The 25965-nt window shown below is 62.0% G+C and carries 23 protein-coding genes and 2 pseudogenes; 12 read left to right on the forward strand and 13 right to left on the reverse strand.

Annotated elements, in window-relative coordinates; all coding sequences use genetic code 11:
- Positions 1–102 precede the first annotated feature (102 nt).
- On the forward strand, positions 103–438 hold the full coding sequence (locus tag ACPJW8_RS10845; RefSeq protein ID WP_056387574.1) for a histone-like nucleoid-structuring protein Lsr2: 336 nt from the start codon (positions 103–105) through the stop codon (positions 436–438).
- Between the two features lie 124 nt (positions 439–562).
- Here the strand turns inward: ACPJW8_RS10845 and ACPJW8_RS10850 are convergent, their stop codons facing one another.
- Positions 563–1051, reverse strand: a complete 489-nt coding sequence (locus ACPJW8_RS10850; RefSeq protein WP_256248776.1) for an SLOG family protein — start codon at positions 1049–1051, stop codon at positions 563–565.
- A 168-nt stretch (positions 1052–1219) separates the two neighbouring features.
- A complete protein-coding gene (locus tag ACPJW8_RS10855; protein ID WP_330194172.1) occupies positions 1220–1552 on the reverse strand; it encodes a hypothetical protein in 333 nt (110 codons plus the stop codon).
- Positions 1553–2966: 1414 nt separating this feature from the next.
- Between ACPJW8_RS10855 and istA the strand changes: the two are divergent.
- Both istA and istB read left to right on the forward strand, forming a co-directional pair.
- Positions 2967–4536 (forward strand): annotated as a pseudogene (gene istA, locus ACPJW8_RS10860) (IS21 family transposase).
- Positions 4526–5314 (forward strand): IS21-like element helper ATPase IstB, encoded by a 789-nt coding sequence (istB, locus tag ACPJW8_RS10865; RefSeq protein ID WP_330194154.1) that lies wholly within the window; start codon positions 4526–4528, stop codon positions 5312–5314. Before istA ends, istB begins: the two are co-directional and overlap by 11 nt.
- Before the next feature lie 80 nt (positions 5315–5394).
- Here the strand turns inward: istB and ACPJW8_RS10870 are convergent, their stop codons facing one another.
- A complete protein-coding gene (locus ACPJW8_RS10870; protein WP_330194513.1) occupies positions 5395–5520 on the reverse strand; it encodes a hypothetical protein in 126 nt (41 codons plus the stop codon).
- A gap of 897 nt (positions 5521–6417) precedes the next feature.
- On the opposite strand from ACPJW8_RS10870, the gene ACPJW8_RS10875 reads away from it, so the two are divergent.
- From ACPJW8_RS10875 to ACPJW8_RS10900, 6 genes are all read left to right on the forward strand, one after another.
- Positions 6418–6885: a hypothetical protein gene (locus ACPJW8_RS10875; protein WP_330194514.1), complete on the forward strand. Its 468-nt coding sequence runs from the start codon at positions 6418–6420 to the stop codon at positions 6883–6885.
- Between the two features lie 52 nt (positions 6886–6937).
- On the forward strand, positions 6938–8251 hold the full coding sequence (locus ACPJW8_RS10880; RefSeq protein WP_330194515.1) for a hypothetical protein: 1314 nt from the start codon (positions 6938–6940) through the stop codon (positions 8249–8251).
- 26 nt (positions 8252–8277) lie between these two features.
- A complete protein-coding gene (locus ACPJW8_RS10885) occupies positions 8278–8664 on the forward strand; it encodes a hypothetical protein (protein WP_330194516.1) in 387 nt (128 codons plus the stop codon).
- A gap of 3 nt (positions 8665–8667) precedes the next feature.
- Complete coding sequence (locus ACPJW8_RS10890; RefSeq protein ID WP_256248771.1) at positions 8668–9141, forward strand: hypothetical protein; 474 nt, start codon at positions 8668–8670, stop codon at positions 9139–9141.
- A 235-nt stretch (positions 9142–9376) separates the two neighbouring features.
- Positions 9377–10831 (forward strand): M50 family metallopeptidase, encoded by a 1455-nt coding sequence (locus tag ACPJW8_RS10895; protein WP_330194517.1) that lies wholly within the window; start codon positions 9377–9379, stop codon positions 10829–10831.
- A gap of 90 nt (positions 10832–10921) precedes the next feature.
- Complete coding sequence (locus tag ACPJW8_RS10900) at positions 10922–11137, forward strand: hypothetical protein (protein ID WP_071416410.1); 216 nt, start codon at positions 10922–10924, stop codon at positions 11135–11137.
- Here the strand turns inward: ACPJW8_RS10900 and ACPJW8_RS10905 are convergent.
- The 8 genes and pseudogenes from ACPJW8_RS10905 to ACPJW8_RS10940 all read right to left on the reverse strand — a co-directional run bounded on the left by ACPJW8_RS10905 (position 11118) and on the right by ACPJW8_RS10940 (position 17136).
- Positions 11118–11714: a hypothetical protein gene (locus ACPJW8_RS10905; RefSeq protein WP_330194518.1), complete on the reverse strand. Its 597-nt coding sequence runs from the start codon at positions 11712–11714 to the stop codon at positions 11118–11120. The two genes, ACPJW8_RS10900 and ACPJW8_RS10905, sit on opposite strands and share 20 nt — an antisense overlap.
- 443 nt (positions 11715–12157) lie before the next feature.
- Positions 12158–12727 (reverse strand): CFI-box-CTERM domain-containing protein, encoded by a 570-nt coding sequence (locus tag ACPJW8_RS10910; protein ID WP_425256324.1) that lies wholly within the window; start codon positions 12725–12727, stop codon positions 12158–12160.
- Positions 12728–12772: 45 nt separating this feature from the next.
- Positions 12773–13936, reverse strand: a pseudogene (locus ACPJW8_RS10915) (IS3 family transposase).
- 999 nt (positions 13937–14935) lie between these two features.
- Positions 14936–15658 (reverse strand): HD domain-containing protein, encoded by a 723-nt coding sequence (locus tag ACPJW8_RS10920; protein WP_330194435.1) that lies wholly within the window; start codon positions 15656–15658, stop codon positions 14936–14938.
- Positions 15659–15813: 155 nt separating this feature from the next.
- The gene (locus ACPJW8_RS10925; RefSeq protein ID WP_330194434.1) at positions 15814–16077 is read right to left on the reverse strand and encodes a hypothetical protein; all 264 of its coding nucleotides are present in this window, start codon (positions 16075–16077) and stop codon (positions 15814–15816) included.
- 36 nt (positions 16078–16113) lie between these two features.
- Positions 16114–16494: a hypothetical protein gene (locus ACPJW8_RS10930; protein WP_330194433.1), complete on the reverse strand. Its 381-nt coding sequence runs from the start codon at positions 16492–16494 to the stop codon at positions 16114–16116.
- A 5-nt stretch (positions 16495–16499) separates the two neighbouring features.
- The gene (locus ACPJW8_RS10935) at positions 16500–16829 is read right to left on the reverse strand and encodes a hypothetical protein (protein ID WP_071416403.1); all 330 of its coding nucleotides are present in this window, start codon (positions 16827–16829) and stop codon (positions 16500–16502) included.
- A complete protein-coding gene (locus ACPJW8_RS10940; protein ID WP_330194432.1) occupies positions 16789–17136 on the reverse strand; it encodes a hypothetical protein in 348 nt (115 codons plus the stop codon). The genes ACPJW8_RS10935 and ACPJW8_RS10940 overlap by 41 nt, the downstream gene beginning before the upstream one ends.
- Positions 17137–17389: 253 nt before the next feature.
- On the opposite strand from ACPJW8_RS10940, the gene ACPJW8_RS10945 reads away from it, so the two are divergent.
- The 3 genes from ACPJW8_RS10945 (at position 17390) to ACPJW8_RS10955 (ending at position 19964) form a co-directional block, all read left to right on the forward strand.
- Positions 17390–17611, forward strand: a complete 222-nt coding sequence (locus ACPJW8_RS10945) for a hypothetical protein (protein ID WP_330194431.1) — start codon at positions 17390–17392, stop codon at positions 17609–17611.
- A gap of 814 nt (positions 17612–18425) precedes the next feature.
- Positions 18426–19325, forward strand: coding sequence for an HNH/ENDO VII family nuclease (locus tag ACPJW8_RS10950; protein WP_330194429.1), 900 nt, complete (start codon positions 18426–18428; stop codon positions 19323–19325).
- Positions 19326–19358: 33 nt separating this feature from the next.
- Positions 19359–19964, forward strand: coding sequence for a suppressor of fused domain protein (locus tag ACPJW8_RS10955; protein ID WP_330194428.1), 606 nt, complete (start codon positions 19359–19361; stop codon positions 19962–19964).
- A gap of 36 nt (positions 19965–20000) precedes the next feature.
- Here the strand turns inward: ACPJW8_RS10955 and ACPJW8_RS10960 are convergent, their stop codons facing one another.
- Together ACPJW8_RS10960 and ACPJW8_RS10965 are read right to left on the reverse strand one after the other, a co-directional pair.
- Positions 20001–21575, reverse strand: coding sequence for a DUF4407 domain-containing protein (locus ACPJW8_RS10960; protein WP_330194427.1), 1575 nt, complete (start codon positions 21573–21575; stop codon positions 20001–20003).
- On the reverse strand, positions 21572–25912 hold the full coding sequence (locus ACPJW8_RS10965) for an FtsK/SpoIIIE domain-containing protein (RefSeq protein ID WP_330194426.1): 4341 nt from the start codon (positions 25910–25912) through the stop codon (positions 21572–21574). The genes ACPJW8_RS10960 and ACPJW8_RS10965 overlap by 4 nt, the downstream gene beginning before the upstream one ends.
- Positions 25913–25965 lie beyond the last annotated feature (53 nt).

Below are 25965 nucleotides of genomic sequence, written 5' to 3' on the forward strand. Positions count from 1 at the left end.
TTGCAGTGTTTTCGGCCTATGATGAAGGCATTCGAAAGATCTGTCGTTCTGGCGCGCCCAAAGACTTCTCTAAGGTGGTTCGGATCGTCTACCATTCAAGACATGGCTATTCGAAATATTGTGGAGTCGGACATCAGTGGCAAGCCGGATGCTGCCACAGTCACCTTCGGACTGGGCGACACCTGGTTCGAGATAGACCTGACCGACGAAGAGCGCAAAGAGCTTGAGAAGAATCTCAAGGAATACATCAGTAAGGGTCGAAAGGCCACTAAGAAGGGCGAGAAGAAGCGACTCGTGCCCGAGACGACGCCCGAGGAACGTGAGGAGATCCGTAAGTGGGCGCGCGAGAACGGTCATGAAGTGCCCGAGTTTGGTCGCATTCCGAAAGCTGTCATGAAGGCCCACGATGAGGCACACGGCATCGAGCGGACTCTCTAGCCTCACCCTTTCCGCAGTCTTTCGGGCCATACCGGAGAGATTTCCGGCCACCTATTCGAATCAAGGATCAACAGCCCTGCAGCACCAGCTGCAGGGCTGTTGTCATGTCCGGGGTGTGCACTTGTCAGAACGGAGGCAGGCGCGGGTGGATGATGTCTTCGACCTCGATGCTTGCAGCCAGGGCGCGGGAGCGGGCGTGCACGGTGCCATGTGAGAAGTGCCCTGGCGTTCCGGGCATCAGCTGCTGCTGGCCGGTGCGTTGGTCGCACTTGCTGCAAAGGTCCAGGAAGGCGGCGACACGGACCTGCGTTCCCCCGGCGCGCATGGCGACGAGGGCATCGACCATCCGTTGGTTCCGGGTGAAGCCCGCCGCCTTGGGCTCAGCGCTCCAGTCGGCCGGGAACTCAATTACTTCGAAGCCGGCAGCCCGCCACAGCCGCTCGGCCATGGCGTCAGCACCCTTGGGACAGTGCCCTGACAGGAGCACGGGTCGGGCGACCGCAGACGGTCCCCATGCTCTCCAGGCCTCGTTCAAAGCCGCCTTCATGGCCTCCGCGGCGTCCCAGGTTCGGGAACCGGTCACGAGCAGGGCATGGCTGAATCCACTGGTCATCGTGATGCCTCCCGGCTGGTCATCTTGGTCATCGGCATAGATCCCGCCGAGGCCGCCGCGGTGGCAGTCCGGATTGTGATACTCGTCTGTCGCTGCATCATTCGCGTCCTCTTTCGCCGCAATGTTTTCCGGAATGATTCCCGGTGTTCCTTCTCAGTCGGCAGGTCACTACGCGGCAGCTGCCGACGCCTGGGCACCGTTGACCCTGGCAACGCCGCGTTCGTAATGGATTGCCACCCGGACCTTCCGGTCCTCGCTGAGCGGTGCGACGTGAAGGGTGTATCCACCGTCCATGTCGCGCTCGAGGTAGGCGACGCAGACCGTGCCGCTCTCTTCATCGTCGAAGTCGACCTTGCCAAAGCTCTCCGCCGGAGTCGCCGCAGTGACTCGCTCTCCGTAGGGGATCCACGGCTTGGCCTCGCACCTGGCTCCGGTGTCGTAGGGCGAGAGCTGCGGCTGTGGCCGGTGTGCGGACCTGGATGCCTTCCGGGCGTGTGTCATGACGATGCCTCTTCTGTTTCTCGGGATGCAGGTGTCGGGCATCGAGTGCAGGTCCCGCCAGGGGTCCGCGGAGACTCGATGTACGGTCCAGCTCCCGTGCCAGCTCCGCTGGCCTGACGGCCCACTGGTGAACCGTGTCGGGAACTGCTCCGACTGGGCCGCGCAGCGGGCCGGCCGACGGGCCGTCCTCCTCGGACAAACCTGGTGCGCAGCGCCAGGTGATCCACCGCCTGGCTGCACCCTTTGCCGCGTCGTCCACCTGTGGACAAATGCGGCGGGGCAGGCGGGGGCGTCCTCCACTCAAGCGCAGCGCTGGGCATAGCCGGAGGGAGCGCAGCGACTGACGGACCGGCGAGCGAAGCGAGCGGTGGAACCTGTCGGCTATGCCGACCAACAGCGTCTCGAAGCGCAGCGAGAGACCGGAGCGAAGCGGAGGGTCCGCAGGACCGCTGTTGCCAGGTTCCCTTATGCCCTTTTCCTCTCTTGCCGCCATTTCGCCATTCCACGGCTGGAGCGTTAGCGGAAGCCTGGAATATCAGGGGAAACGACCCGTACACCCTTGACCCGTACACCCCCACTCCATCCGCGCAGCGGGTGTACGGGTCACGTCGTTTCCGCTGGATTTACGGGCTTTTGGGTGTACAGCCCTTTTGCCGTCCGCTGCAACGCCGTACGGATGCATCTTCCGCACCACCGCGAGGCACGAGCGGGTACCCGTACAGGTCCTCACACGTAGCGTTAGCGACGTCGGGCGCAGCCCGGTCCGCACCCCTGGTGCATCCTGCTGCCGCAGGCGCATCAGACCCGGCGCGCAGCGGTCCACCACTCCTCGCGACCTGTCGCGTCAGGCTGTGGAAAACTCTGCTGTCACAGCACTGCACTGATCTGTCGGTGCGCTCGTCGCACCGGTGTGCGGCGCTCACTCCGGCTCTGTTTCGCGGTCGCGCCAGCACCTGTCGCTCCGCGTCCGAGGCGGGCCCCCACCGCTTCCTGGCCGGGGTCCGTTCCGGGCCGACCGCCTGCACCTCCTGGTGGCAGCTGCACCCCCGGACGAGCGACAGCGAGTCCTCGACGGCCACCGCCCGGCCTGTCCCTCGTGGACGCATCAGAAGAGGAGCTTTCCCGGGAAGCATGAAGCCTCCCTGGATCCAACGGGAGCCCCCGCTTCCACAGCTGTAAGCGGCAACTTTAAACTGACCGGGTACGGAAAATCTGATTGACCGTTCGCGGCAGTGGTTTTGACCGGCGGCGGCAAGGATTTTTGGACAGCAGCAGGCCACGGTGTGTGGCTTGGCGTGCTGGGATTCCCTTGTCCATCCCTCGTGTCGTTGCGGGGAGAGCCCCTTCCTTCCGCGGTGAAATGGCGATGCCAATCGTCTGTATTTCACCCGTTGTGGGAAGAAAGGGGCTCGTTGTGAAGTCTCCAGGAGAGTTCATGGAAATTTTAGCTGCTTACGATTTGACCCGGTCGTACCGGGATGCCGCGAAGATCTGCGGCGTTTCGCACAACACGGTCCGCTCGTATGTGAAGGCCCGCCAGGAAGGCGCGCAGGCGCCGGTGGCCCGGCAACGCGGCCGGATGACCGACCCGTTCCTGCCGCAGATGGCCTCCTGGGTCGAGCAGTCCCGCGGGAAGATCCGCGGCGACGTGGTGCATGAGAAGCTCCGGGCTTTGGGGTTCACCGGGTGCGAGCGGACGACCAGGACCACGCTTGCTGAGTTGAAGGCGAAATACCGGGCCCGGAACGTGCGCGTGCACCGGCCCTGGACTCCTGAGCCGGGTCTGTGGCTTCAGTATGACTACGGCGACGGGCCCGTCGTTGACGGGGTGAAGACGGTGCTGTTCGTGGCCTGGCTGGCGTTCTCCCGGTTCCGGATCGTGATCGCTTTGCGGGATAAGACCATGCCGAGCGTGTTCGCCGCCCTCGACCGGACGTTCCGCCTGATCGGCGGGGTCCCGACCTACGTATTGACCGATAACGAGAAGACCGTCACGGTTGAGCACGTCGCCGGGATCCCGGTCCGGAACCACCAGATCGTGGCCTTTACCAAGCACTACTCAACCTCGCTGCAGACCTGCCTGCCGGCCGACCCGGCCTCGAAGGGCGGAGTGGAGAACGCGGTCAAGATCGCCAAAGCCGACCTCGTCCCGAAGGAGACCAATCTGCTGCCCGAGTACCGGTCCTTCGCCGAGCTGGAGGCTGCGTGTGAGGCGTTCATGGAAGAGGTAAATTCGAGGGTGCACCGGGCCACGCTGGAGATCCCCAAGGACATGCTCCGGGTTCTCGAAGGACCAAGGTTGCACCCGGTCCCGGCGACACCGGTGACGGCGAGTTTCGGCCACACCCGCCAGGTCCCGCCGAACACGCCCATGATCACCTTTCAGCAGTCCCGCTACTCCGTCCCGCACACCCTGATGGGTCAGATGGTATGGGTGCGCGGGACCGAAACCGAGGTCGTCATCGTCCACGTCGGGAACGCCGGCCCCGTCGAGGTCGCCCGGCACAAACTCACCCGCCCCGGCACCCCCGCGATCATCGACGCCCACTTCCCGCCGGCCCCTTCCGGGGCCCTGGAACGGGTGATCCGCCCGACCAACAAGGCCGAGGAAGAGTTCCTCGCTCTCGGCGCCGGCGCAGCGCTCTGGCTCAAGGAAGCAGCCGCCGCCGGCACCGGAAAGATCCGGCACAAAATGGAACGCGCCGTCACCCTGGCCAAGGTCCTCGGCGCCGACGAGGTCGACAAGGGCCTGGGAGCGGCAGCGGTGCATCAGCGCTTCACCCACGAGGACCTGCTCTCTCATCGTCAACACCGGCAACGCCACAAGCCACACAACCAGCATCATCCACACCGTCACCGACCAAGGCCAATGGCTGAGCCAGGGCACCGGCTCCTGGGCCAACTTCGGCACGACACCCACCACCGCGCCGACCACCGGCCCCGCCGTTGACGGCGATCTTGAAGGAGCCATCGATGAGCGCTAAAACCATGACCCGGCCCCTGGCCGATACGGCGGTAGAGAACGTGATCGCGCTGATGCGCACGACCCGGATGCCGCACGCCCGCGCGGTGGTCGCCGACGTCCTGGCCACCGCGAAAGCCCAACGCTGGGACCCCACCGAAGTCGTCCGCGTCCTGCTCGAAGCCGAAGCCACCGGCCGGAACCGGTCGATGCTGGCCACCCGGCGCAAACGCGCAGGATTCCCCACCGGGAAGACCTTCGATGTCTGGGACGAGGCCCTCTCCACCCTCCCGGCCGCGACAACGTCGTTTCTGCGGACCCTGGAATGGGTGCGGCGCCGGGAGAACCTGATTGCCTGCGGGCCCTCCGGCACAGGTAAGACCCTGCTCCTGGAAGCCCTCGGCCAGCAGGCCATCGATCAGGGCATGTCCGTGTCCTGGCTCAGCATGGAAGACCTCGGCGCGCTCGTGCGACGGCACCGGATTGATGACAGCGTCAACAAAGCCATCACCCGCGCCACCAACGTGGATTTGATTTGTATCGACGATATAGGCCTGTTGCCGGTCTCCGCCGACGCGGCCGAGGGCTTCTACCGGGTCGTGGAAGCCTCCTACGAGAAACGGTCCCTGGCGATCAGCTCGAACATCCACCCCTCCGGGTTCGATGAGCTCATGCCCAAAACCATTGCCACCGCGACCGTGGACCGGCTTCTCCATCACGCCCACCTCTGCCAAACCAGCGGCGAGTCCGTCCGGCTTATGCAAGCCCAAAACGGGAAAGGAACCCGACCCATGAGCTAACCCAAACCCCCGGTCAGGCGCCCCGAAACCCGGCACGCCCGGGGCACCTGACCCTGTCCAAAAATACTTGCCGCGACCGGTCACTCACCTGCCACCAGCGGGCAAACCAACCTGCCGCCACCGGTCATTTCTAAGTTGCCGTTGACACACAGCGTCACCGAGCCGTCCGGGTCTCCCACCAGGTGCAGCTTCCTGGAGAGGCTCACGGGTTCTCACCTTCTGGACCCCCACCGCCCGTGAGACACGGAAGGAAGCGGAGTTTTTGCCCTTTCGCTCCATGCGGGGCCCTACTACCCAGTTCGCCTTTTCCCTCTGCTCTCCCTGCGGCCCCCGGGCGGGTCGGTGACGCCACAGGCGCAACCACAGCTGCTCCACCATGTTCCGACAGCTCTTCCGCTCGCTCCAGGACTGTCGCCGGCGGGTGTTCCAGGTACCGGTCCATGCCGCATCGCTGGACCCCTTCTGGTCCCCGAGTGGACAGATCATTGCACCGGCATGGCCAGACAGGGACACAGACCAGACCCATACAAGACCCGAGAGAGTCCAGAAAGGCCATTCAGACCCCATTGAGTTCCGGAGGGCACTCCTCGGGGCCGCTTCGGGCGTCCTGCTGGTCCCATGATGGTCTCTTACAGGTCTGCTCTGGTCCGGCTCGCGACGGTGGACTGTTGCTGGTCTCTTCGAGGGCGCTTCTGTGCTTTGTGTGGGACCACCGAGCGCCCTCCAATGTGCCGTGGCCTGATCGAGGTCTTCTGCTGGTCCGCAGCGGACCGCGTGCCGGTCCCGGGTGAGCCCTTGATGAATCCTGTGTCTTCTGGTTCCTCGGCTGACCCGTGGTCTTCTGCGGGTCCTGCCGGCGGCTCCCACGGGCCCCGCCGCGGCCAGGGGTCGCTCACGGTGATGCAGGCCTGATCTGCTGGTGGCCTTTTGCTGGTCTTGGCGTGGTCCTTGCAGAGACCATTGAAAGACCAGTAGAATGATGACTTATAAATGAGTCGAAAGGTCCCCGACTGGCAGTAGCGCCTCGGGGACCGCGCATGAGAGGGGGCCGCGATGACCGAGGACAGTGTCCATCAGCACGAGGGCGCAAGGGGGTGCTCGCAATGACCGATAAGGCCGAGCCGCGCCGTCTGCGCTGGAGCGTCCCGCGGGCCGACGAGTCGACGAACCGGTGGCTCGACGAGCAGTACGACATCTCGAGGTCGCTCCAGCTGTTGATCCGCGAGTCCATCCAGCGCGACGGCTACATCGACGTGGTCAACCGTCCCGTCGAGCAGCTTCCCCGGCGCGGCCGCCCGCCGCAGGGCGAGCAGGACCCTGGGCGCAGCGAGGCCCATGAAGGAGAGGAACGTGGCGATGACGGCGGTGACGGGAGTGAAAGCCAGCACGAGAGTCGCGAAAGCCGTGACGAGGCTGCCGTGCCTGTTGCTGTTCCTTCAGAGCCCGTGCAGCTCGTCGAGGCAGCCCAGGCTGTTCAGCCGCCGCCCAGGCCTCCCGTCCGCGAGCCCCACCCTGTTCCCGTCGAGGAGCCTTCTGTCCCTTCGGGGCTGGACGCCTTCCTCACCCGCTGATCCGCACCGCACTTCCTGAGACACCGACTTCCTGACCGAGAGGGACACAACCATGAGCAACACCCGCACCGCCGAGAAGACCATCCAGCTCACCGGCGGCATCGACGTCGGCAACGGATACGTCAAGGGCGTCATCCGCGGCGAGGTCCACGGCAAGGAGGTCTTCGACACGATCGACCTTCCTTCGGCCGTGGTGAGCACCTCGCGCTCCACGCCCAAGGTGCCCGAGGCTGACTCGGATGCCTTCAAGATCGTGGTGGAGGACGACTTCTACAACCGCGTCGCCGCCTCGTTCACCACTCCCCTGATCGGGCACTCGGACCTGCGCACCTTCGGCCGCGCGGCACTGAGCACCCCGGGGTCGAAGTTCACGCAGTTCGAGGTCGTCGGATCCCGCTCGAAGGCTGACCAGGAACTGAGCTCGGTGCTTGTCCTGGGCGTCTTCGCCGCCAAGGCCCTGCGCGACTATGTCCGCGAGCACGGCGCGCTGCCGGACCGCGAGCTGCGTGCCTCAGTGCGCACGGGCCTCGCTCTGCCGATTGCCGAGTACGTGCAGCGCCGCAGCGCCTACGCTGCCCAGTTCGTGGGACTCCTGGGCGCGGCTGACCCCACGGTGCACCTGGTGACCGTGAAGAACTTCTCCACGCCGGTCACCGTGCGCCTGCAGTTTGAGGATGTGCAGGTCCTGCCCGAGGGCGCGTCCGCGCAGTTCGCGATTACCGACAAGGGCGCGCCGCTGGCGCAGGCTCTGCTGGACGATCTTCGGGCCTCGGACCCCGAGGAGGCCGCGCGCCTGCAGGGTGTCACCGCCGAGCTGCTGGTCGGTGTGCGCAACACCGTCGGCGTCGACGTCGGCGAGGGCACCGTGAACTTCCCCGTCTTCACCGACGGCGCGTTCAACTCCGAAGCGGCCAGCACGCTGGACCAGGGCTACGGCACCGCGCTGACGAACGCGCTGGACCGCATGAGCACCAGCGGAGACAAGGACCTGCGGTTCAAGAACCGCAAGGCGCTGGCCGACTTCCTGCAGCAGGAGCCCAGCGTATTCCTCCAGGGCAGGTTTGACCGCGCCAAGGGTTACGTCGACGAGGAGGCCGAGTACCTGGCCGAGGAGATCGGCGCACGCTTCGAGGACGTCCTCGCCGAGGTCGGCGGCACCACCGAGGTGGTGTACGTCTACGGCGGCGGTTCGGGCCCGATCAAGGAGATCCTGCGCCCTGTCCTGCAGAAGGCCGCCGGCGGCATCCCGGTGCTCTACCTCGACGCCGCGTACTCGCGCCACCTGAACCGTGAGGGCCTGTACCTGGCGGCGAAGGCCGTCGAGATCCAGAAGCCCGAGGGCAAGCGCAGCAAGGCCGCGGCGTGATAGTCGCGCCTGGCCCCTCCGTGGCCGTGACCGAGCTGCTGGCCTTGCAGGACGAGCAGGGTCAGCTCCTCGGTCGGCTGGCTGAGCTCGATGTGCGCCGGACCGAGCTTCTCGGCTCGCTGGCCGGGGCTCCGGCCCCGGCCGCCGGGACCCACGCCGTCGACTGGGACGACGAGGCGGAACAGCCGCCCGACGTCGTCGTGCACAAGGGCGTCGAGCTCGGCGGCCGCGTGATGCTCGATGAGGACGTCTACGAAGGCGTGCACACGCCGCCACGGGTCTACGTCTTCGAGGAGTATGACTCGGAGGCGACCGCCGGGTCGAACTGCACGCTCGTCAATGTGGCGAGCGGCGACTGGACGGTCCGCGGCATTGGCGAGCTGGTGCCGGTGGACGACGACCAGGAGAGCTGAGCCGTGGCCGCGCCGGTCAACTACTCCACGAAGATCTCCGCGGCGCAGACCGTCGCCGAGATGCAGGCGCTGCTCGCGCAGCACGGGGCCCGCCGGATCAGCGTCGACTACGACGCCTCCGGCGTGCCCAGTTCCTTGGACTTCCTGCTCGCGACGCCGCATGGTCAGCGCGGCTTCTCTCTTCCAGCCAGCGTCGACCGCATGGAGGCGCTGCTGCGGAAGGAGGACGCCGCCGGCCGGCTGAAGGCGGGATCGCGCGCCGAGCGGACCAGCCGGGCCCAGGCTGAGCGTGTTGCGTGGCGCGTGATGAAGACCTGGCTCGAGGCGCAGCTCGCGCTTGTGGCCGCCGGGATGATCGACGTCGACCAGGCGCTGCTGGCGTTCCTGCAGGTCGATGCGGCGGGCCGGACGCTCTACGAGGTCTACAGGGAGCGTGAGGCGGCTGCTCTTGAGCTGACGCGCGGTGACTCGGACTGACCCGGGTCCGCGTGGGCGAAGAGCCCTTCCTGATCATCGAAAGAGGATCAGGAAGGGCTCTTCGCATCTCTCGGCATCAATGCCGCGTCCTGTCTGAATGGCATTCGACATGCGAGAATTGACGTATACGAGTCGATGTTAGCTGTTATCGCGATAGAGCATCGACAGACGAGGCACGACGAGGGGATGCATTGATGACGATCGCACAGAGCCGGCCCGATGAGGGGTACACGCCGTGACGGGTCCGGAGGTCGCCCTGTACGCGCTCGGTGTGGTGATCTTCCTGGCCGCGATCTTCGTCTCGATCGCGCTGCACGAGCTGGGGCACCTCTACTTCGCGAAGAAGTTCGGGTGCCGGGTGAGCCAGTACATGGTCGGCTTCGGTCCGACGGTCTGGTCCCTGAAGAAGGGCGAGACCGAGTACGGTATCAAGCTCATCCCGCTCGGCGGCTACGTGAAGATCATCGGTATGTTCCCGCCCGAGACGGACAGCGAGCAGCAGATTTCCCGCGGCGAGCAGGTGCCAGCCGATACAGCAGCCGCGCCGGCACGCCAGGAAGCTCACAGCGACGTCCTCGTTGCAGCCAGCGCCGCGACCCCGGATGCGCCCCTCACGCTGCGCAAGTCCAACACGGGCCTGTTCGCACAGATGGTCTCGCAGACCCGGGCGGCGGAGTTCGAGCTCGTCGAACCCGGCGACGCTGACCGTCTGTTCTATAAGCTGCCCGCGGCGAAGAAGATCCTGGTGATGGTGGCGGGCCCCGGGGTGAACATCGCCTTGGCGTTCCTCTGCTTCCTCTGTGTCTATGGCATCTACGGCGTGCACTCGGTCGAGCCGACCGGCCGCCCTGCGGTTTCCGTCGTCTCCGACTGCGTGATCCCCCAGGACGCCAAGCGCACTGAGTGCCAAGACAGCGACCAGGTCTCCCCCGCCCGGGCGGCGGGGCTGCGTCCCGGCGATGTGGTCGTCAGCTTCAACAGCCAGCCAGTCACCTCGTGGTCACAGCTGTCGGACCTGATCCACGCCAACGGCGACAGCGTCGCTGCCATGGAGGTGGAGCGCGATGGTACGCAGGTGAAGCTCCAGGCCTCGCACACGATCGCCATGCCGCGGGACCTCGATGGTGACGGCCCGAAGCAGACTGCGACAGTGGGCTTCCTCGGTGTCGAGCCGGAGTCCCGCGAGGTGGTGACCAGGCACGGCCCGGTCTACACGCTGGAGCGCATGGGCGAGATGACCGGGCACGCAGTGTCTTCCATCGTGCAGCTGCCCGCCCGGGTGTACAACGTCGCCCAGGCGATTTTCGGCCAGGGCGAGCGTACCCAGGACGGACCCATGTCGGTCATCGGTGGATCCAGGCTCGCCGGCGAGGTCGCGGCATCTACCAAACCCGGCCTCGACCTCGGCGGCAAGGCTGCGCTGCTCGGGCTGGTGGTCGGTTCGTTCAACCTCTTCATTGGGTTGTTCAACCTGATCCCGCTGCTGCCGCTGGATGGCGGCCACATCGCGGGCAGCGCTTTCGAAGGGGCCAGGCGCTGCCTGGCACGGCGGTTCAGCCGTCCTGATCCCGGTCACGTCAACGTCGCCCGGCAGCTGCCGGTCGCCTACGTGATCGGCTTCGCGATGCTGTCGATGAGCCTGGTGCTCATGATCGGCGACATCGTCGTGCCGCTGAAGTCGGGGCTCTGACGGGACCCGCACCAGCCCTTGACGAGACCACACCGAGACCATCCACCGCCCAGTACCAGACCACACACCGACCAGAAGGGATGCAGACCCATGACCGACCACGACGAGACCCGGAAGAGTCCAGCAGGAGACCCGAACAAGACCAGTAAGAAGCCACAGAGCCTCGTCTCCCGGCTGCGGCAGATCTACGAGGACCGGCCGGCGGCTTTCGCCGTTGGGCTCATCGGCGTCTCCGCACTGCTGTTCCTATGCGGCGGGATCGGCATGCTCTTCCAGACCGCTGGAGCTACTTGTAGACCTCAATGAGCCCCGGGTCGGTCAGCTCGATCTGCGCCACGCCTTCGTACAGGGTGATTTGGCCTGAGGTGCACAAAGTGACACCGCCGTCGATCGGCTCAAGACCGCCGACGTCCCACACCACGATCTGGAAACGTTGCCGGTCGGGGTAGTCGCGGCCGAGATTGAGGAAGACATCGTCTTCCGAGTTGCCACCACCGGCGAGGGGGCCGCAGACGCGCTGTGTGGTCCACGCGTACTCCACGGCCTGATTCCACGGAATCCCTCCGTCAGGTTGAGCCGAGGCAGTTGGAAGAGCGGCTGCATCAGCTGGAGCGGGCTGGCCCTGGGGAACCCAGTTTCCATTGCCGTCCTCGATGCAACCAATCTCCGCGGCCTTTTGCTGGGCCAAACCTGCCGGTGCTGCAACGAGCGCGGGGCACGCGGTGGAAGGCTCAACAGTCGTCGAGACGTCAGCTAGCGGCTCAGAGCGCTCGGGCTCGTCGTTGGAGTATGCACCAGAGCTGCACGCGGCCAACATAAGAGTCAATGACAGAGCCGCGGCGGCGGCGAGCGTATCGACAGACCTGCGAGGGGAACGGGGCATGGGCAAAGACTAACTCATCACCGCCGAAGCACTCGTTTGTTGCGGGCTGCTCTACGCCAGCCGAAGAGGGAACTCAACGACCCCAGAGACACGACCTCGAGGGGTGATCCTTAGAGGCGGAAAAGTGCGCTGAACGCCCTCTGCTACCGTCCGCCAGACTTGGCCCACCCGACACAACCTCGGATCCGCGTGTTTCGCGCCCCTCCGCGAACAACGGACGCGAAGACACTGCATCGCAGCGGAGTCGGCGGATGCTCGCTTCGCAGTTGGCGGCGTTCGCCACCCAGAGACGTATTTGACGCCCGAAACTGTCTACATTGCAAGCTTTTCGCAGATCAGGGGCTATATGATGTCCGCTGCGGGGGTTTCGTGGTTCTACGGGCTGGTGCGCCTATGGCCGCTCACTCCCCGCGGCTTTCCCGGTCCTTTCGGCCCGATCTCTCTCAACGAGATCCTGCATCGTCCAGCAGCTTGGCAAGACTGTCGAGGAGACGTCGAGCCAGTCGATTCAATGCAGTGCGGCCCGCGAAGTACCTCGCCAGAGGTGGACTCACGGCGTAGTAGCTTCGTATAAAAGCGCGCCCGAACGCATGCCTGGCCAGGCGCTCGTCCCGGTAACGGCGAAACACAAGGACGGGTTCTGCATCGTAGGATCCGTACACAGCGGTCGCGATATAGCAGCCACTCTTATTCGATGTATTCCCATTCGATGGAAACCCACTCGGTGGATACGGAAACCCACTCGGTGGATACGGCAGCTCTTGCGCCGCGCGGGCGGTGCGGACGTGGTCGGCGGGGTCGGACGATATAGTCACCCGCCTCGCAAGAGCAAACTCCCATGCCCAGCCGAGTTGTGCGGCAACCTCGACCATCTTGGACGCGAGAACGTTGCTGTGCGAACCGGCCCATGGGCCTTCCGACATCACTCGGAGAAAAATATCGCGCCAAAGCGCCCTGTCGGGGGCCGGCGTCGAATAGAAATAGTCGTCGATGGCCTTGCATCCGTTGACCATGGGGGACTGCTGAAGGTTTAGTTGACAGCTGGGGTTGATAATTTCTTACGCGGCTGAGGCCGCGTTTTTTATTGTCTCAAACTCGATTGGTGTCAGCCGTCCGAGGGCACGTTGACGGCGTTTGCGGTGGTAGCTGCGCTCGATCCAGGTCGTGATGGCCAGCCGGAGCTCGGCCCGGGTCTCCCATCGTTTCCGGTTCAGGACGTTCTTTTGCAGCAGGGAGAAGAACGATTCCATCGCTGCATTGTCACCGCATGCCCCTACCCGGCCCATCGATCCGTTCAGGCCGTAGGTGTTCAGGGCCAGGACGAACTTTCTGGATCTGAACTGGGACCCTCTGTCCGAGTGGACCACCGTGCCCGCCGGTTTCCTGAGGGCCACGGCGTGGTCCAGGGCGGCGACGGCCAGGGACGCTTTCATCCGCCCGTCCATCGAGTACCCGACGATCCGGTTTGAGTGAAGGTCCTTGATCGCGCACAGGTACAGCTTGCCCTCCCCGGTGTGGTGCTCGGTGATGTCCGTGAGCCATTTCCGGTTCGGTGCCGTGGCGCTGAAGTCCCGTTCGACGAGGTCATCGTGGACCGGCGGGCCGGCCTTGAGCCCTGACCGGCGCGCCGCGGTGGATCACCGAGAGGATGCCGTTCTCCGAGCACAGCCGCCAGATCCGGCGTTCACTGGCCCCAGGGCCGGGACCGGCGTTGATCTCATCGGCGATGAACCGGTATCCGAAGGCAGGATCGTCCCGGTGGTGATCGATGGCGGCGTTGATCAGATGCGCTTCTTCCCAGTCCCGGGCCGGGACGGGATTGGCGGCCCACTGGTAGTAGGCCTGTCTGGAGAAATTCAGTACCCGGCAGGACACTGCCACGGGAACCCGGATCGGGGCGTCCCTGGCAGCCAGCTCGCGGACCAGCGGGTACATCATTTTTTTGGGTTGATGTCCCGGGACAAGTAGGCCACGGCACGGCGCATGACTTCGGCTTCCTGTTCCAGGAGCCGGATGCGTTTGTTGGCCTCCCGCAACTTCGCGGCGTCATCGGACACCGCCCCGGACTTCACGCCGTCTTCTCTGTCGGCGATCTTCATCCAGCGGTGCAGGGCAGCGGGCGAGACACCGAAGTCCTTGGCGATCTGGATGATGGGCGCTTCGCCCTTGCGGGCAACCGCGACGACATCGCGGCGGAATTCTTCGGGAAAGGCTTTGGGCATGATGAACATCCTTCCACCCGCAAGGATCAAATCCTCACAGGCAAAGTGTCAATCAAACCTTCAGCAGTCCCTGGCCGCGCCGAGATCACGATAGCTCACCATGTCGTCCGCCGTGCCGTCGAGCTCCATGGCCTGGTCGATGGTTGTGACCAAACGCGAACGACTATCGGTGCTCAAAATTTCCCCCTCCTGTGACCGCCGGCCGGCGGTCTGGCCCGTTCCTTCGACGACCGTAGCATTCGGTAAGTTCCCATTGCCCGAAGGTGTCCCCGAAAGCCCGGACGTTTCTCCGCAGTCGAACCAGGAGGCGTTGGCAACGGAAGCGGTGACCTGCTCGGTTCTGGACCATTTCCTTGATCTCAGACCCGGTCGGCCGTCTCGCGGTGCCTCCTTCGTTCGATGGGCGGTGGTTTCCAGGCCCGTTCCCGGGGCGGCGGGTGCTGCCTGGCTCCGCGCGAGACACTCCGGCGGTCGTGTGCGAGCTTTGAGACTGACAACAACTGACGTATTTGATGCCCGAAACTGTCTACATTGCAAGCTTTTCGCAGATCGGGGGCTAGATAACGTCCGGTGACGTGCGCCTGCCCTTCAGCTCCGGCTGGTAGCCGGAGCCACCAGTCGCGCTGAGAGGCAAGAGACCAGCAAAAAAGAGAGACCCCGCCGCCGGAGCTGATGCTCCTGACGGTGGGGTCTCTGCTGTAGGGCTGGTTCCCTGGTTCAGGGCCGGTCGGGCCTGCGGATCACTTTGACCGGCAGAACTGCTCCCATGGCCATGAATTTGAGGAAGGCCTTCACGCAATCGGGACAGATGAAGAACCACGGCTGGATGTAGTGGAATTTCAGGGTCCGCCATACGTGGGCCTCCGGGTCGTCGTTGTCGGAGTTTTCATGGACAACGTCCAACTCCGTCTCAGTTCCACAGCGATCACACGCGGTGAGAGTTACCTGCCTGCTTCCCATCAGGTTCCTTTCTGAATTTTGCGGCATGCGGCATGCTGATCAGTCGATGCCGTGTTCGGCTGACAGGGCTGCGAGATCGTGGCTCAGATCTTCCATTGCGGAGATGGCAGCCATGGTGCACTGCTGGGTGGCAGGGCAGCAGAGCGAGCGGCGCAGACCTGCTCCGACGATCTCGACGGCAGGCATGTACTTGAAGAGCATCCGGTACATGCGCGAGTCCTGGCCGTGGCCAAGTTGGTGGCGAATGGAACCGGCGTTGTCCTTCAGGTCGCTGGCCTTGATGAGCAGCGCCCGGGAGCCGGAGCTGGCAAGCCGCGTGAGGTGCTCCTCGTAGGAGGTGCTCCCGCCAGGAGTGGTCACCGCCCCAACGAGCACCGAGACGCGCCGGCCGTCCAGCCGCGCCAGACAGCCCAGGGGATCCTCACCCGGCTGGCCGAAAGCAGCAAGCAGCTCTTTGCTGCAGTCTTCGACGACATCATGCAGCAGTGCTGCGGCAATCAGTTCAGCGTCGGTGACGCCCCAGCGCAGGAGGCGCAACGCCACGCGGAGCGGATGCTCGATGTACGGCACGCGAGGCATGTCTCCCCTGATGAAGCGGGTCTGCTTCCGGTGCAGGAACGAGGCCGTCGCAGCTGCGCGGGTCACGAGCTCCGTGTTCGTGGTGCCGGGCATGAGGTGTTGGATCTCCCGCTCGAGTTCGAACACGAGCATCGCAGGGTCCATTTGCTTGAGCGGGACACGCGTCGTGGTCAGGGTGGTCATGGCTCTTCCTTTGTTCGAGATGGTTCTCTTGCTGTTGCAAAACACCAGGCGCTGCCCCGCAGCGCGTGGACCCGCCTCAGAGACAGAGCGAGAGCCCCGGCCCCGCGCCGGAGCGCAGGAGCCGGGGCTCTGGTGGGATCAGGCAGGGCGACTGGTCATTGGTGCTGGCTGGGCTGGGTGTCGTTGTGACGGCGTAGCCGCGCAGCCCAGGTCTTCAGGCCCGGAAGTCCAGCAGCCCAGACAGCACCGGACAGGACCACGAGCACCACGCTCGCCGTCCAGTGGCCGGTCCAGGCGCTGGCTGCGATCGCGGGCAGCAGGGCGAGGACGTTCAGCACGATCCCCGTGACGAGGAGCGTCCTGCCGACACTCCGGAGGATCCGCTCGCGGCGGCCGGTGGTCTGCATCGTGTCAGGCATGGTGGTTCACGCTCCTTCGTCGTGGGATGTGTTCTCTCAGAGCTCGATCCGATTGCCGCGGGCGAGCTCGGCAGCGGGGATGCTCAGCCGGTAGCCGCCGACCGGGTAGCTGGGGTGGTCGCTGGCGACGACGGCGCAGTTCCACCAACCGGCGTGGCGCTTGCGAGGACGGGGTTCTTCCTTGCCCTCGGTGCGGGCCTCGCCGCGGTATTCGATGGGCACCACGACGACGCGGTGGCCTGAGCCCCGCTCGGTGGCGTGCCAGGGCAGCTCGATGAGCAGGTCCTGGGGCCACTGCTCGATGGTGACCGGCAGCTTGGACAGTTCGTGGTTGGCCGAGCCCTCGGGCGACTGCGTGAGGCGCTGTGCTTCCTGCTCGGCGGTCTCGACGAATCCGATCTTCTTGAGGAAGTACATGGTGATCAGTGCTCCTGGTTCATGGGTTGGGAAGTCGACGGGTCAGCCTCAACGCTGGACTCGCCGCGGACGAGATCAGCCAGCGCCTGGGCGTAGGCGTCTTTGGCCCGTTCGATTGCAGCCTGCTCGTAGAGTGAGTGGATCTTCTCGCCGGCGGCGATGCGGTCCTCGACCTCGTCCATTGCTATGACGGCGGCCGCGAGCTGGACCCGGGCCTGAGCCTCGGCGCGCCGCAGCTCCGGGTAGAAGGCCTTGCTCGTGGCGAGCCGGTGGACGGCGGCAACGCGTTGAGCTTCAGCGTCGAGGTCGGGCTCGGAAGTGGTGGCAGTGGACACGGTGATCCCCTCCTGTTTGATCAAGTCGTTTGTTCGCTGCCGGACCTGGATCAGCTGCGCTGGTTCCTAAGCCCTCTGCCAGACGGCGGGCGGCCGCCTGGAAGTCCGCGAAGGTGGTCTCGGCGCGTTCTACCCGTGTGCCGTCCGCCGTGAACGCCGTGCCGCACCATCCGGTGAAGTAGCGCTGGCACAGCTCGCGGTCGGCCTGGCGGGCCTGCTCGTCGTAGACGGGCGCGCTGACGACCAGCACATCAGAGCCGAAGTCGAACGGCATCGCGTCCTGCATGGGTGCGGCGATGGTGCTCATGGAGGTTCTCCTCGGAATCCTGTGGGGGCGCGGCGCTGCGCTGCAGGCCGTCCTTCGTCGATGACTCCTCCGTGACAGCTCCGCTGTCACCTCCACCGGCTGCAACTGGAAAAACGAAAAAGGAGAACAACAAGAAAGTTCCAAAGGTTCTCGCCGGGGCAGCGCCGGCGATCCCGGATCGACACATATCCCCCACACACATCCCCTGGGATAGGCTTTCGGCGAAGTTCAGAATTCAAAAGGGGAGGGACTCGTGGCGGGAAGCGCGGTCTATGGCAAGGGGTATCACGCAGGCAAGCAGGATGCCCGTACAGAGGACCTGATCGCCGCGGGGGTCGTGGTGGTTGCCGGTCTTGTCATCTCCGGCGGCGTCAAGGTCTACCGGAAAGCCAAGCAGGCCCACGCAACCCGGCTGGAACAGCGGATGAAGGACATCGACGACGGGGGTAACTCCGAAGATTCCGGCCAGCAGTAAGCCACGGACGCAGAAAAAAGAGACGGCACCCCCGGGAGTACATGCTCCGGACGGTGGGGTCTAGGTCGGGAATGTTAGGACCGCCAGAACTGGGTGTCGCCAATTTTCCCGGGAACCGGTCCGTGGGTAGAAGGCGAACAATCCCGTCGTTGACGGAACATGTCTTAGCCCAGATCGTTGCGCAGTGCATCATCACATATGCTTCAGCCAAGCCCCAGAGGTTTCGAAAGGGTCCCGGCGCTAACAGCGGAGGAAATATGGCTCTAATTCTGGAAGTGGATCCAGCACAACTATCGGCCCTGGGCCAGGCGGTATCGTCCGCTGGAGTTAAGTTGCTGCTGGCAAGTAATCAGGGTGACATGGGAGGCGATCAGCTCAGTTCCCGGCTTCATCAGACCGGTTGGGGAACCAACCTGGCCACGAGTCTGGGAGCCTACAAGGAGGTGTGGGGTTCTGACGTCTCGCAGACGAAGCAGATTTGCTCCAACGCGGGGTCGTTTATGGAATCTTTTGCAGCGGAAGTCTCCCAAATTGACAGCGCTGGTTCATCGAGCTTTCAGCGGTACTAATGATGGACTTCCGTCCGGATCCCCCGTCCCAGCACGAAGTCCTTGGATCAGCTCAGCGGTACCGCGACGCGCAGAACGAGTTTAGGGCACAGGCCGATGTCCTTCGACAAATCGCGGGCCAAATCGGACACTCTCCCATTTGGGCTGGGGTGTCGGCCGAACATGTCAGCTCGACCCTCCGAACTATCGCGAACGCAACTGATGGTTTCGCTTCGGCATCAGGGTCAGTCGCTTCAACCCTCGAGGTGCTTGCCTACGCTGTAAGTCCGCTGATCGCCCAACGCCAAACCGTTATAACGCAACTTAAGCAACAAGCCAAGGAACCCGGCCTCGCAGCCACTCTTGTTTTCTCGAAGCTTAAGGGCGATCTCATCAGCCTCGAGTCCCGTATCCAACGTTGCTTTGAGCAGGCCAGTGACGATGTGAGGGCCGCGGCCGCACACGCCGCCGCCTGGGGAACAAACATCAACGTCAACCCCCAGGCCATGCGACAGGCAGTAGGCGAAGAAATCGGCAAGGCTTTCGCCTCGTTCGCCGGCGGAGTTGTCGAGGGCGTTTCGGACACGGTCACCGGCACTTGGAACCTGGCGACCCACCCCCAGTCCGTTGTAAACCTCGTGCGTGCCTTCGAAGCCGACGGTCCCGGGACCCTAAAGAAAATGTGGGACGGGATCATCGACGCCGAAACGTGGCAGAAGGACCCCGCCAGGGCCATGGGAAAAATTGCTCCAGGAATTATCGCTACAATTCTCACCGCAGGCGGATCCGGGGCCGTACTGGCTGCAGGAAAAGCCACGGGGAAAATCGAAAAAGCAGCCTCAGCAGTCGATATCGCAGATTATGCTCGTCCTTCAAACTTCCGTTCGGGAGTACGCGATCAAGTCTGGGTGCAGAACAGTGATACTAAGGGAATCGTGCGAGATCCCGTCACCAAGAGGGTAATGCAGAAAGACCAGCCATGGGACATGGGACACAAAGAAGGCTATGAGTTTTGGAAACATCAGCTGTCGGCTCAACAACGCAAAATAGACCGGCCCCAATTCCTAGACGAGCACAATAACCCTTTGCACTATCGACCCGAACTACCTGGCAGCAATCGAAGCCATCGGGGCGAAGATCCATCGGATTCATATTTTGGACCCTAGCTCTTTAGTCGAGCTTGATATAGTGAGGTAATAATGCGCGAATCAAGAGAAATCGCCCGACACGCAATAGCCAGCCTAGGGCTGGATCCTTCTGACGCAACCATTCATCACTCAATCAGTCGGATCGATGCAGATTATGGCGACTACAGTATCGAGGTCATAAAACTCGAAGATTCTCCGAGTAGCGGTATCCGTACTTTCCTGACCGTGGGCGTTAGCAAGTTCGACAACCACTTTCTTGCGCCAGATGGCCGGAAGGTTCGTGTTGAATTCATTGCAACGGCTGCATCAAAATGGCAAGTCGTTGACCTGGGACTTGGTGATTGCGCTTTCAACATCGCCTCAGGCGACTATAGGGCAGAACCCGAAACGGTCTTTCCAAATGTATTCAGCGGCTATGGACAAGATGTCTCCACACCACATGCGTGGCTCACGAGTCCCGTCGTCTTGCACGGTAGACATCAAACGATTGACAAACTTGAAGACGAGAGTGAGGTCATAACATGGTTGCAGGTGATACCCGTCACCGACTCGGAGTTTGAGTATGCTCGAGCCAACGGTGTCGATGCAATGGCTCACGCCTTTTTCGAAGCGCAACCGGACTTCTACGACTTACTTAGAAAGCCATTTGTCCAGTAGATCCCGGCAACCGCCGAGGCCCGACTGCTATGGAAGCTATTCGTACAGGCTGTTGTCGTTGTCTACCACCCTGGTACGGGTCTTCCGCCTGGCGGAGCTGCTGCTGCTGGCGTGCTTGAGATGGTCAAGGAGCTCCGCTTCCTGAACGGGTGGCTCCTCTGTAAAAAACGGTTCTTTGCCAGCGTCAGGAGAGGGCGTATCGGCTTTCCGGTTCCGCTGAAAGTAGTCCCAGAGCCGATACTTGATGCGTTCGCGGGCGTTGGCGCGCAGCATCACTTCCTTCTCAGTCGCGAGGAACTCACTGAAAATGCGGCTCTCCGTCTTGAATCGCTGGAGACGTACGTCCCGCTCCAGTTCTGCCTCTTCAACCTCAATCCAGCAGCGAATCCGTGCCGCTTCCTCCCGGGAGGCGATGGAGCTTGCGTACGCCGTTCGCTGAGTGATGGAGCGCGTAAACTTCATCATCACTGGAAGTAGCTCAAAGAGTAACAAGAACCAGCGGAAAAGGGAGTGAAAGAAATCAGCACCGGCATTGTAATTGCTCGAACCCTCCGACCTGTCGGTTAGTTGCGACAGTGCTTCTTTGCGCTCGAGCAATCCGTCTTTTGCGGTAGGGACTTGGGCTTCGAACTGCTTGCGGACATCAGAGTAGACGGTCGCGGGAACGGTTCCGTCACTGCGCGTTGGCGGGTTCGGATTCAGGTAGTCATTGATGTTTTGGATTTTGGTATTAAGTTCTTCAATGTTTGCCTTGTTACTTGGTGCGTCAGCGGCTAAGCGGTCACGCTCGTCCAAGAGGTTCTGATAGTCCGTTGTCCGGCACAATGTCAATCCAATTCCATTGATAAAGCAGCTGTAAAACCTGCCATTGCGGTCGACCAGAGCTTGGATCCGGGCGTCTACATCTGCGATCGCTTTGGTCGCGGTGGAGCTGTCTGTATTGGCCGCATCAATTTGCTTCTGGAGGCTGTCGCGTTCAGCGGTCTTCGTCTGTATCTGCTTGTTGATTTCAGTATCAATGGTGGTGTTGTATAGCGTGACTGCCGTCGCCTGGTTGACCTTGACCTGCTCGCTGATGGCGGAAGAAAAGATCACCATCATCAGGATGTCCGCGAAGAGGAGAGAGCCCACCACCACTAGGCCGAGACGGGGTGCCATTTTGACGAGTTCAGCAGAGAGGTTGAGCAGCCAGGTGAAGACCGTTCGCCACCACGACTTCCTTCCCTTGACTTCGAACCCCGCCTTCTGATCACTGACGATCCACCTGTCCAGGAACAAGATGACCAGGAAATAGCCCACGAACACCCATGCCAGGACATTGAAGTCGAGGGTCTTCATGTCCGTGAAAATAACGGTGGCAGTGGTCAGGCTCCCTGCGGCAACGGTGGCGGCCACGATGAGTGCCCAGCCAAGACCGACGAACCACCCGCGGTCCCCGTACGCACGTACAGTTTTTACGTCCCCGCCTGCGAGGTTGATGAAAAGGTCTGACGGTCGCCAGCTCTGAGGTCCAATGGGGCGCTGGAGGGGGTCGTCTCGAATGTCGTTCGAAGGCGGGACAGGAGTTTCCTCAGGGTCCAGAGTCTCATCGTCGATCAGGCCAGTGCTCATGACTTGTTCCTTTCTGAGCGGGCGTGAGGAATCCAGATAAACCGTTGTCCGGATTCGTCGACAAGAATGCCTTGACCTGGAAGATATTTAGACCTTGGCCTGTGCACCAACGGCTCTGCGTAGAGACTGCTGTTTTCTGCGACGACGAGACGTGGGTTTGGAGCGAGATAGAGGTGAATACTCTGTGCGCGCACGGAGTCGAAGGCGGCTACGGTCGAACGGTCTGGCTGAGATGAGCTCTTGACTGTGCACACTATGACAATTTTCCGATACGTATGAAGTAGCTTAATTCTGCTGCTAATTTTTGTGTCGACTCCGTAGGTGTCTTCCTCATCAAAGAGGAATACTGGCCTGCCGTCGATGCATGCAGCCTCCGGGTACGAAGCGGACAACCAGTTTTCCGCCTCCTTCAATCGCTCGTGTTCAATTGACGAGGCACCGGACGGTTCCTCATATTGAACCGGTTCCGTTAGAAAATAAGCTGATTCCCCCTCAATTTGTTTGCCGCAGAGTATCACTCCCTTCGAGGTTCGTTCATGAAGTTGGGCAGCAATAACCCTGAGCACGTTGGTCCTCCCGCTGCGTGCTCTACCGGAGATCAACAGCGTGTGCTTTGTGAGGTCAATAAACTCCATCTCACCGAGAATGTCGTCTCGACCTAAACCAACCGAGCTGCTGTGTTCCCACCCCGGATACGCCAGTTCCGAAAGGGTTGGCTGCAGCCAGGGCTTGAATTTCGACGACGTGCTGAGTGCCGGGGTGGACTCCTCATCCAGGAAATAGAGCTGGATCAGCTGGTCTTGGTCGTTGAAGCCATACCCCGGAAGCCACTCGCTGCGTGGAACACGGTGCTCATGAAAGTTCCGCCCAAGCCGTATCGTCGCCCCGATGTCTGACTGGAAGACTTTGTCCGGCTGTTCGGAGCCGATGCTGATAGCCATGTGGATCCCCGCCGCCCTCCCGTACCGCGTGAGGTCGATGAGACGTTCAAGCCAAAGGCCCGTTCGCTGGTTGGACTCGAACAGCATCTGTAGGCGGTCAAACCCGTCGATGATCAGAAGCCGCGGAGGCACGGAGTCGTCACCCGGTGTTTCTGCCGCCGACCACAGCTGATCGATAACCCTTGTCAGAGATGCTGCGTCTCCGATGGACGTGATGTACCAGTTGGTGTGTTTACGAAGTCCTGCGAGCTTCGTAAGTTCAGTCTGCGCGTCGAGAACAAATACCTCCCCGGCGGGATACTTAGCAAGCCAACCCTCAGCGAGCATCATAAGGCCGTACGTCTTTCCCGTACGAGGAGGTCCTTGCAGAACAAACATCCCAGCCTCCATGTCCACGTTCAGGGACCGGATGCACTGGTTCGCCGGATCATCAACTACGCCAATACCAATCGAGCCGTCGGTGTCATCAGATCGACCACCTGTCCTTTCGCCGAGCCTCTGGACGTCTGTATTCAGTCGTCGGGGCTGTTCGGAAAGTGACGCCGGAAGAACCGCTACATCGCGGAGGTCTTGGAAGCTGACTTCCCCTGAGCCGTCAATTTGTCGCCGTTGAGCTTCCTGAAATGAATTTTTGATGGTCTCCACAATATGGTCAATTTCCGTCGGGCCGGACGCTGCCTTTCCATTGGCATCCGCATCCGCGCTCACGTCCTGTGCCGATGTACCCGCCATAAGGGGGGCAAGGATCACTCTTTTACCGCCAGCACGACCGGGCGCGTTGTACTGCCTGCTCACGATTGGTGACTGAAACTCGACCAGTCCGGATCCGCCGGTGCTAAGCAGCGCACGGCCGGGGAGACTGCGGGGAATTTGCGCGGCGTCGGGAGCATCAATGATGACGCGCGAGTCCTCGTCGCTCAGAGTGGCAAGGGCGACTTTGGCCCTTATATTCGCCCTCGTGTCATCACGAATGACCCTAGTTGACGGACGCTGGGTCGCGAGGATCACGTGGATGCCGAGCGACCGCCCACGCTGGGCTATGTCCTCGACGGCTTCAAGCACGCTGTAGTCGGCACCACGCTTGCCTTCTGTCTCTCGAACAAGTGTGTGAAATTCGTCAAAGACCACAACAAGCCGCGGCAGCTTTTTTGCACCGTGCAGAGCAGCAATATTGGCGCGATACTCTGCAAACTCCTTTGCGTCACCGGCCTCGAGAAAGGCGGACAGCCGTCGGCGTATTTCGGCCTGGAGGAACTTGATGGCCCGGTCAATGTTTGCACCTTCCAGGTCGCTGATAAAACCGACGGTGTGTGGAACGCCGGCGACCTTCCGGAAGGTCTGCCCTCCCTTGTAGTCGACGAGGAACAGGGACACCTCATCAGGACTGTATTCGAGGGTAAGGCCGAGAACGAATGACCGAAGGAACTCGCTCTTACCAGACCCTGTGGTCCCGCCTATGAGCATGTGGGGTCCATCTTCGACGAGATCGATGACGAGATCATTGTCGGTCGAGGCCCGTCCCAGCCTGGCCTTTAGCTCCTCCGATGCTGAGCGGGGAACCATTTCACCATCTGTGTCAGCGATACCCCAACGAACGGCTTCGATGTTCCAGACTGTCGACGCCCTAACCGAAGCTGGAATGCTTGCGCTTGCACCGGAAGCCCGAGGGTCATAGAGAGGTGCAAGGCTAAGTGCTGTTCGGTCGGGGGAATGCGAATGCTGTACGAGCTCAAAGTCGTCTATTGTCCCGCTGGGCAGCGTCAATAAGGCTCGGGGCTCCACTTGTCCAGCGAGTGACAGGGCATGGTTCGCCGGAATCTCCAGAAACGCGTCGATGAATTGAGGAATTCCGTCGCGACTGGACCCAATCCATAGAACATGAAACAGGCCTGGCGTGAGGGAGAGAATCTCCTCTAAGAGTGCAACATCAACTTCCGCGCTTTCATGCAAAATGAAGAGAACATGATGTCTTGCAGCCACATCGCGTCTTAGGAGATCCTCCCGGCTCTTGAGGACTTTAAGGACCTCACTAAGGAAATCTGTTGAATGCTTTCTTCCGAGAACCATCCGATTGAGTGGGAGGAATATAGAAGGCGCGGTGACTTGTGGCAGCCATTTCATCCAGTCATATGAAGCGCCCAGCTCGCCTTCCGGAATGAAGGTTGCAATTGCAAGCTCGGTTGGTGAGTGGCTGCATGCCAACTGCAGTAGAATATCGGTGGTGCTGTTCTTGACCGATTGCGTGGGCCCGACGATCGCCAGATTATGGCTCTTCATATCGACCAGGACTGGGGTGTCATCGGCTACCCAGGACGTCAGATGGTCACCCTCACGCGTTCGTTGTCCATCCTTGAGCACTGATTCCAGTTCGATTTCATCCAGGTCCACGCCTGCGTCAAGCTCAATAGTCTGTTGGCTGCGAAAGCTCCCATTCCCGACAACAACATGCATGAAGCTTCTGTCCCGGTGAGAACGCCCCCAGGTCGATGCGCGGCGTCTGTAGGTTTGCGCCTTAAGCCATTCGGAATCCGGCCCAAGTTCTCGAAGAATGTTTTCCTCTTGTCCCGTTAGCCGCGTCTGTTCGGAAAGGGCCTTTCGACTCTGTTCCAGCCAAACATCCAGGTTCTTTTGATAAATCCTCTCCTGATGTCGCAGGTTGCGGAAGTACGACACAATCATTGGGACTGCCAGTGGAGCAGCCAAAATAAGGGAAAGCGCATTGTTTGTTACGGCGAATAGAATTGCGCCTACACCGAGGGGAGTCACTAAGTTCTCGAACTGAAAGTCGGGATTCCTGGGCTTCTCGGGCCGTCGGGAGATTTTTCTGTATCTTTCCCTCAGCACTGGACTCTTTGGCACTGTGGTACGGGCCTTCGGTTCGAGCCGAACCTTCCCCAGGGGTGCCTTGCCAATCAGGGAGGCACCGGACGCTATCACCCATTCTGCACGAACAGGATCGACTTCATCATCTGTACCGGTAAAAGCAAGGCGGATACCCGGGGTAAGCCTGACAATAGAACTTGACGGACGCTCACCGCCCACCAGCATTCTTGGCAGCAATCCATCACTGAACGTGACTTCCGCGGCACTTCCCCGCCGCTGGATGACCATGCGCTCTCGTCCGAACTGGCCATCGTCCACCACAACTTGAGCATCAGAATCCAAGGCGGAAAATACGACGGGATCGCCCTCTCGAAGGAGAGTGACGCGGCCTTTTCTAGTACCGGCCTCGTCCACGACATAGATCTCGTCAGCCTTGAGGTCACTCCCCCGGCCCCGCAGAGGCATGGAAAACTGGCCCGCGTCCGCAACGATCTCGAGGACGTCACCGTCAATGAGATCATGAACATCTACCGGCGTTGCATGATCAAGGTAGCCGTGCACCGCGGTTTGCACGCCTCGTGCGTCATGGAACCTCACGAGTTCCCGACGGAGAATATAGTCTCCAG

This window comes from Pseudarthrobacter sp. J47 (genome assembly GCF_049810315.1).
Classification (GTDB): domain Bacteria; phylum Actinomycetota; class Actinomycetes; order Actinomycetales; family Micrococcaceae; genus Arthrobacter.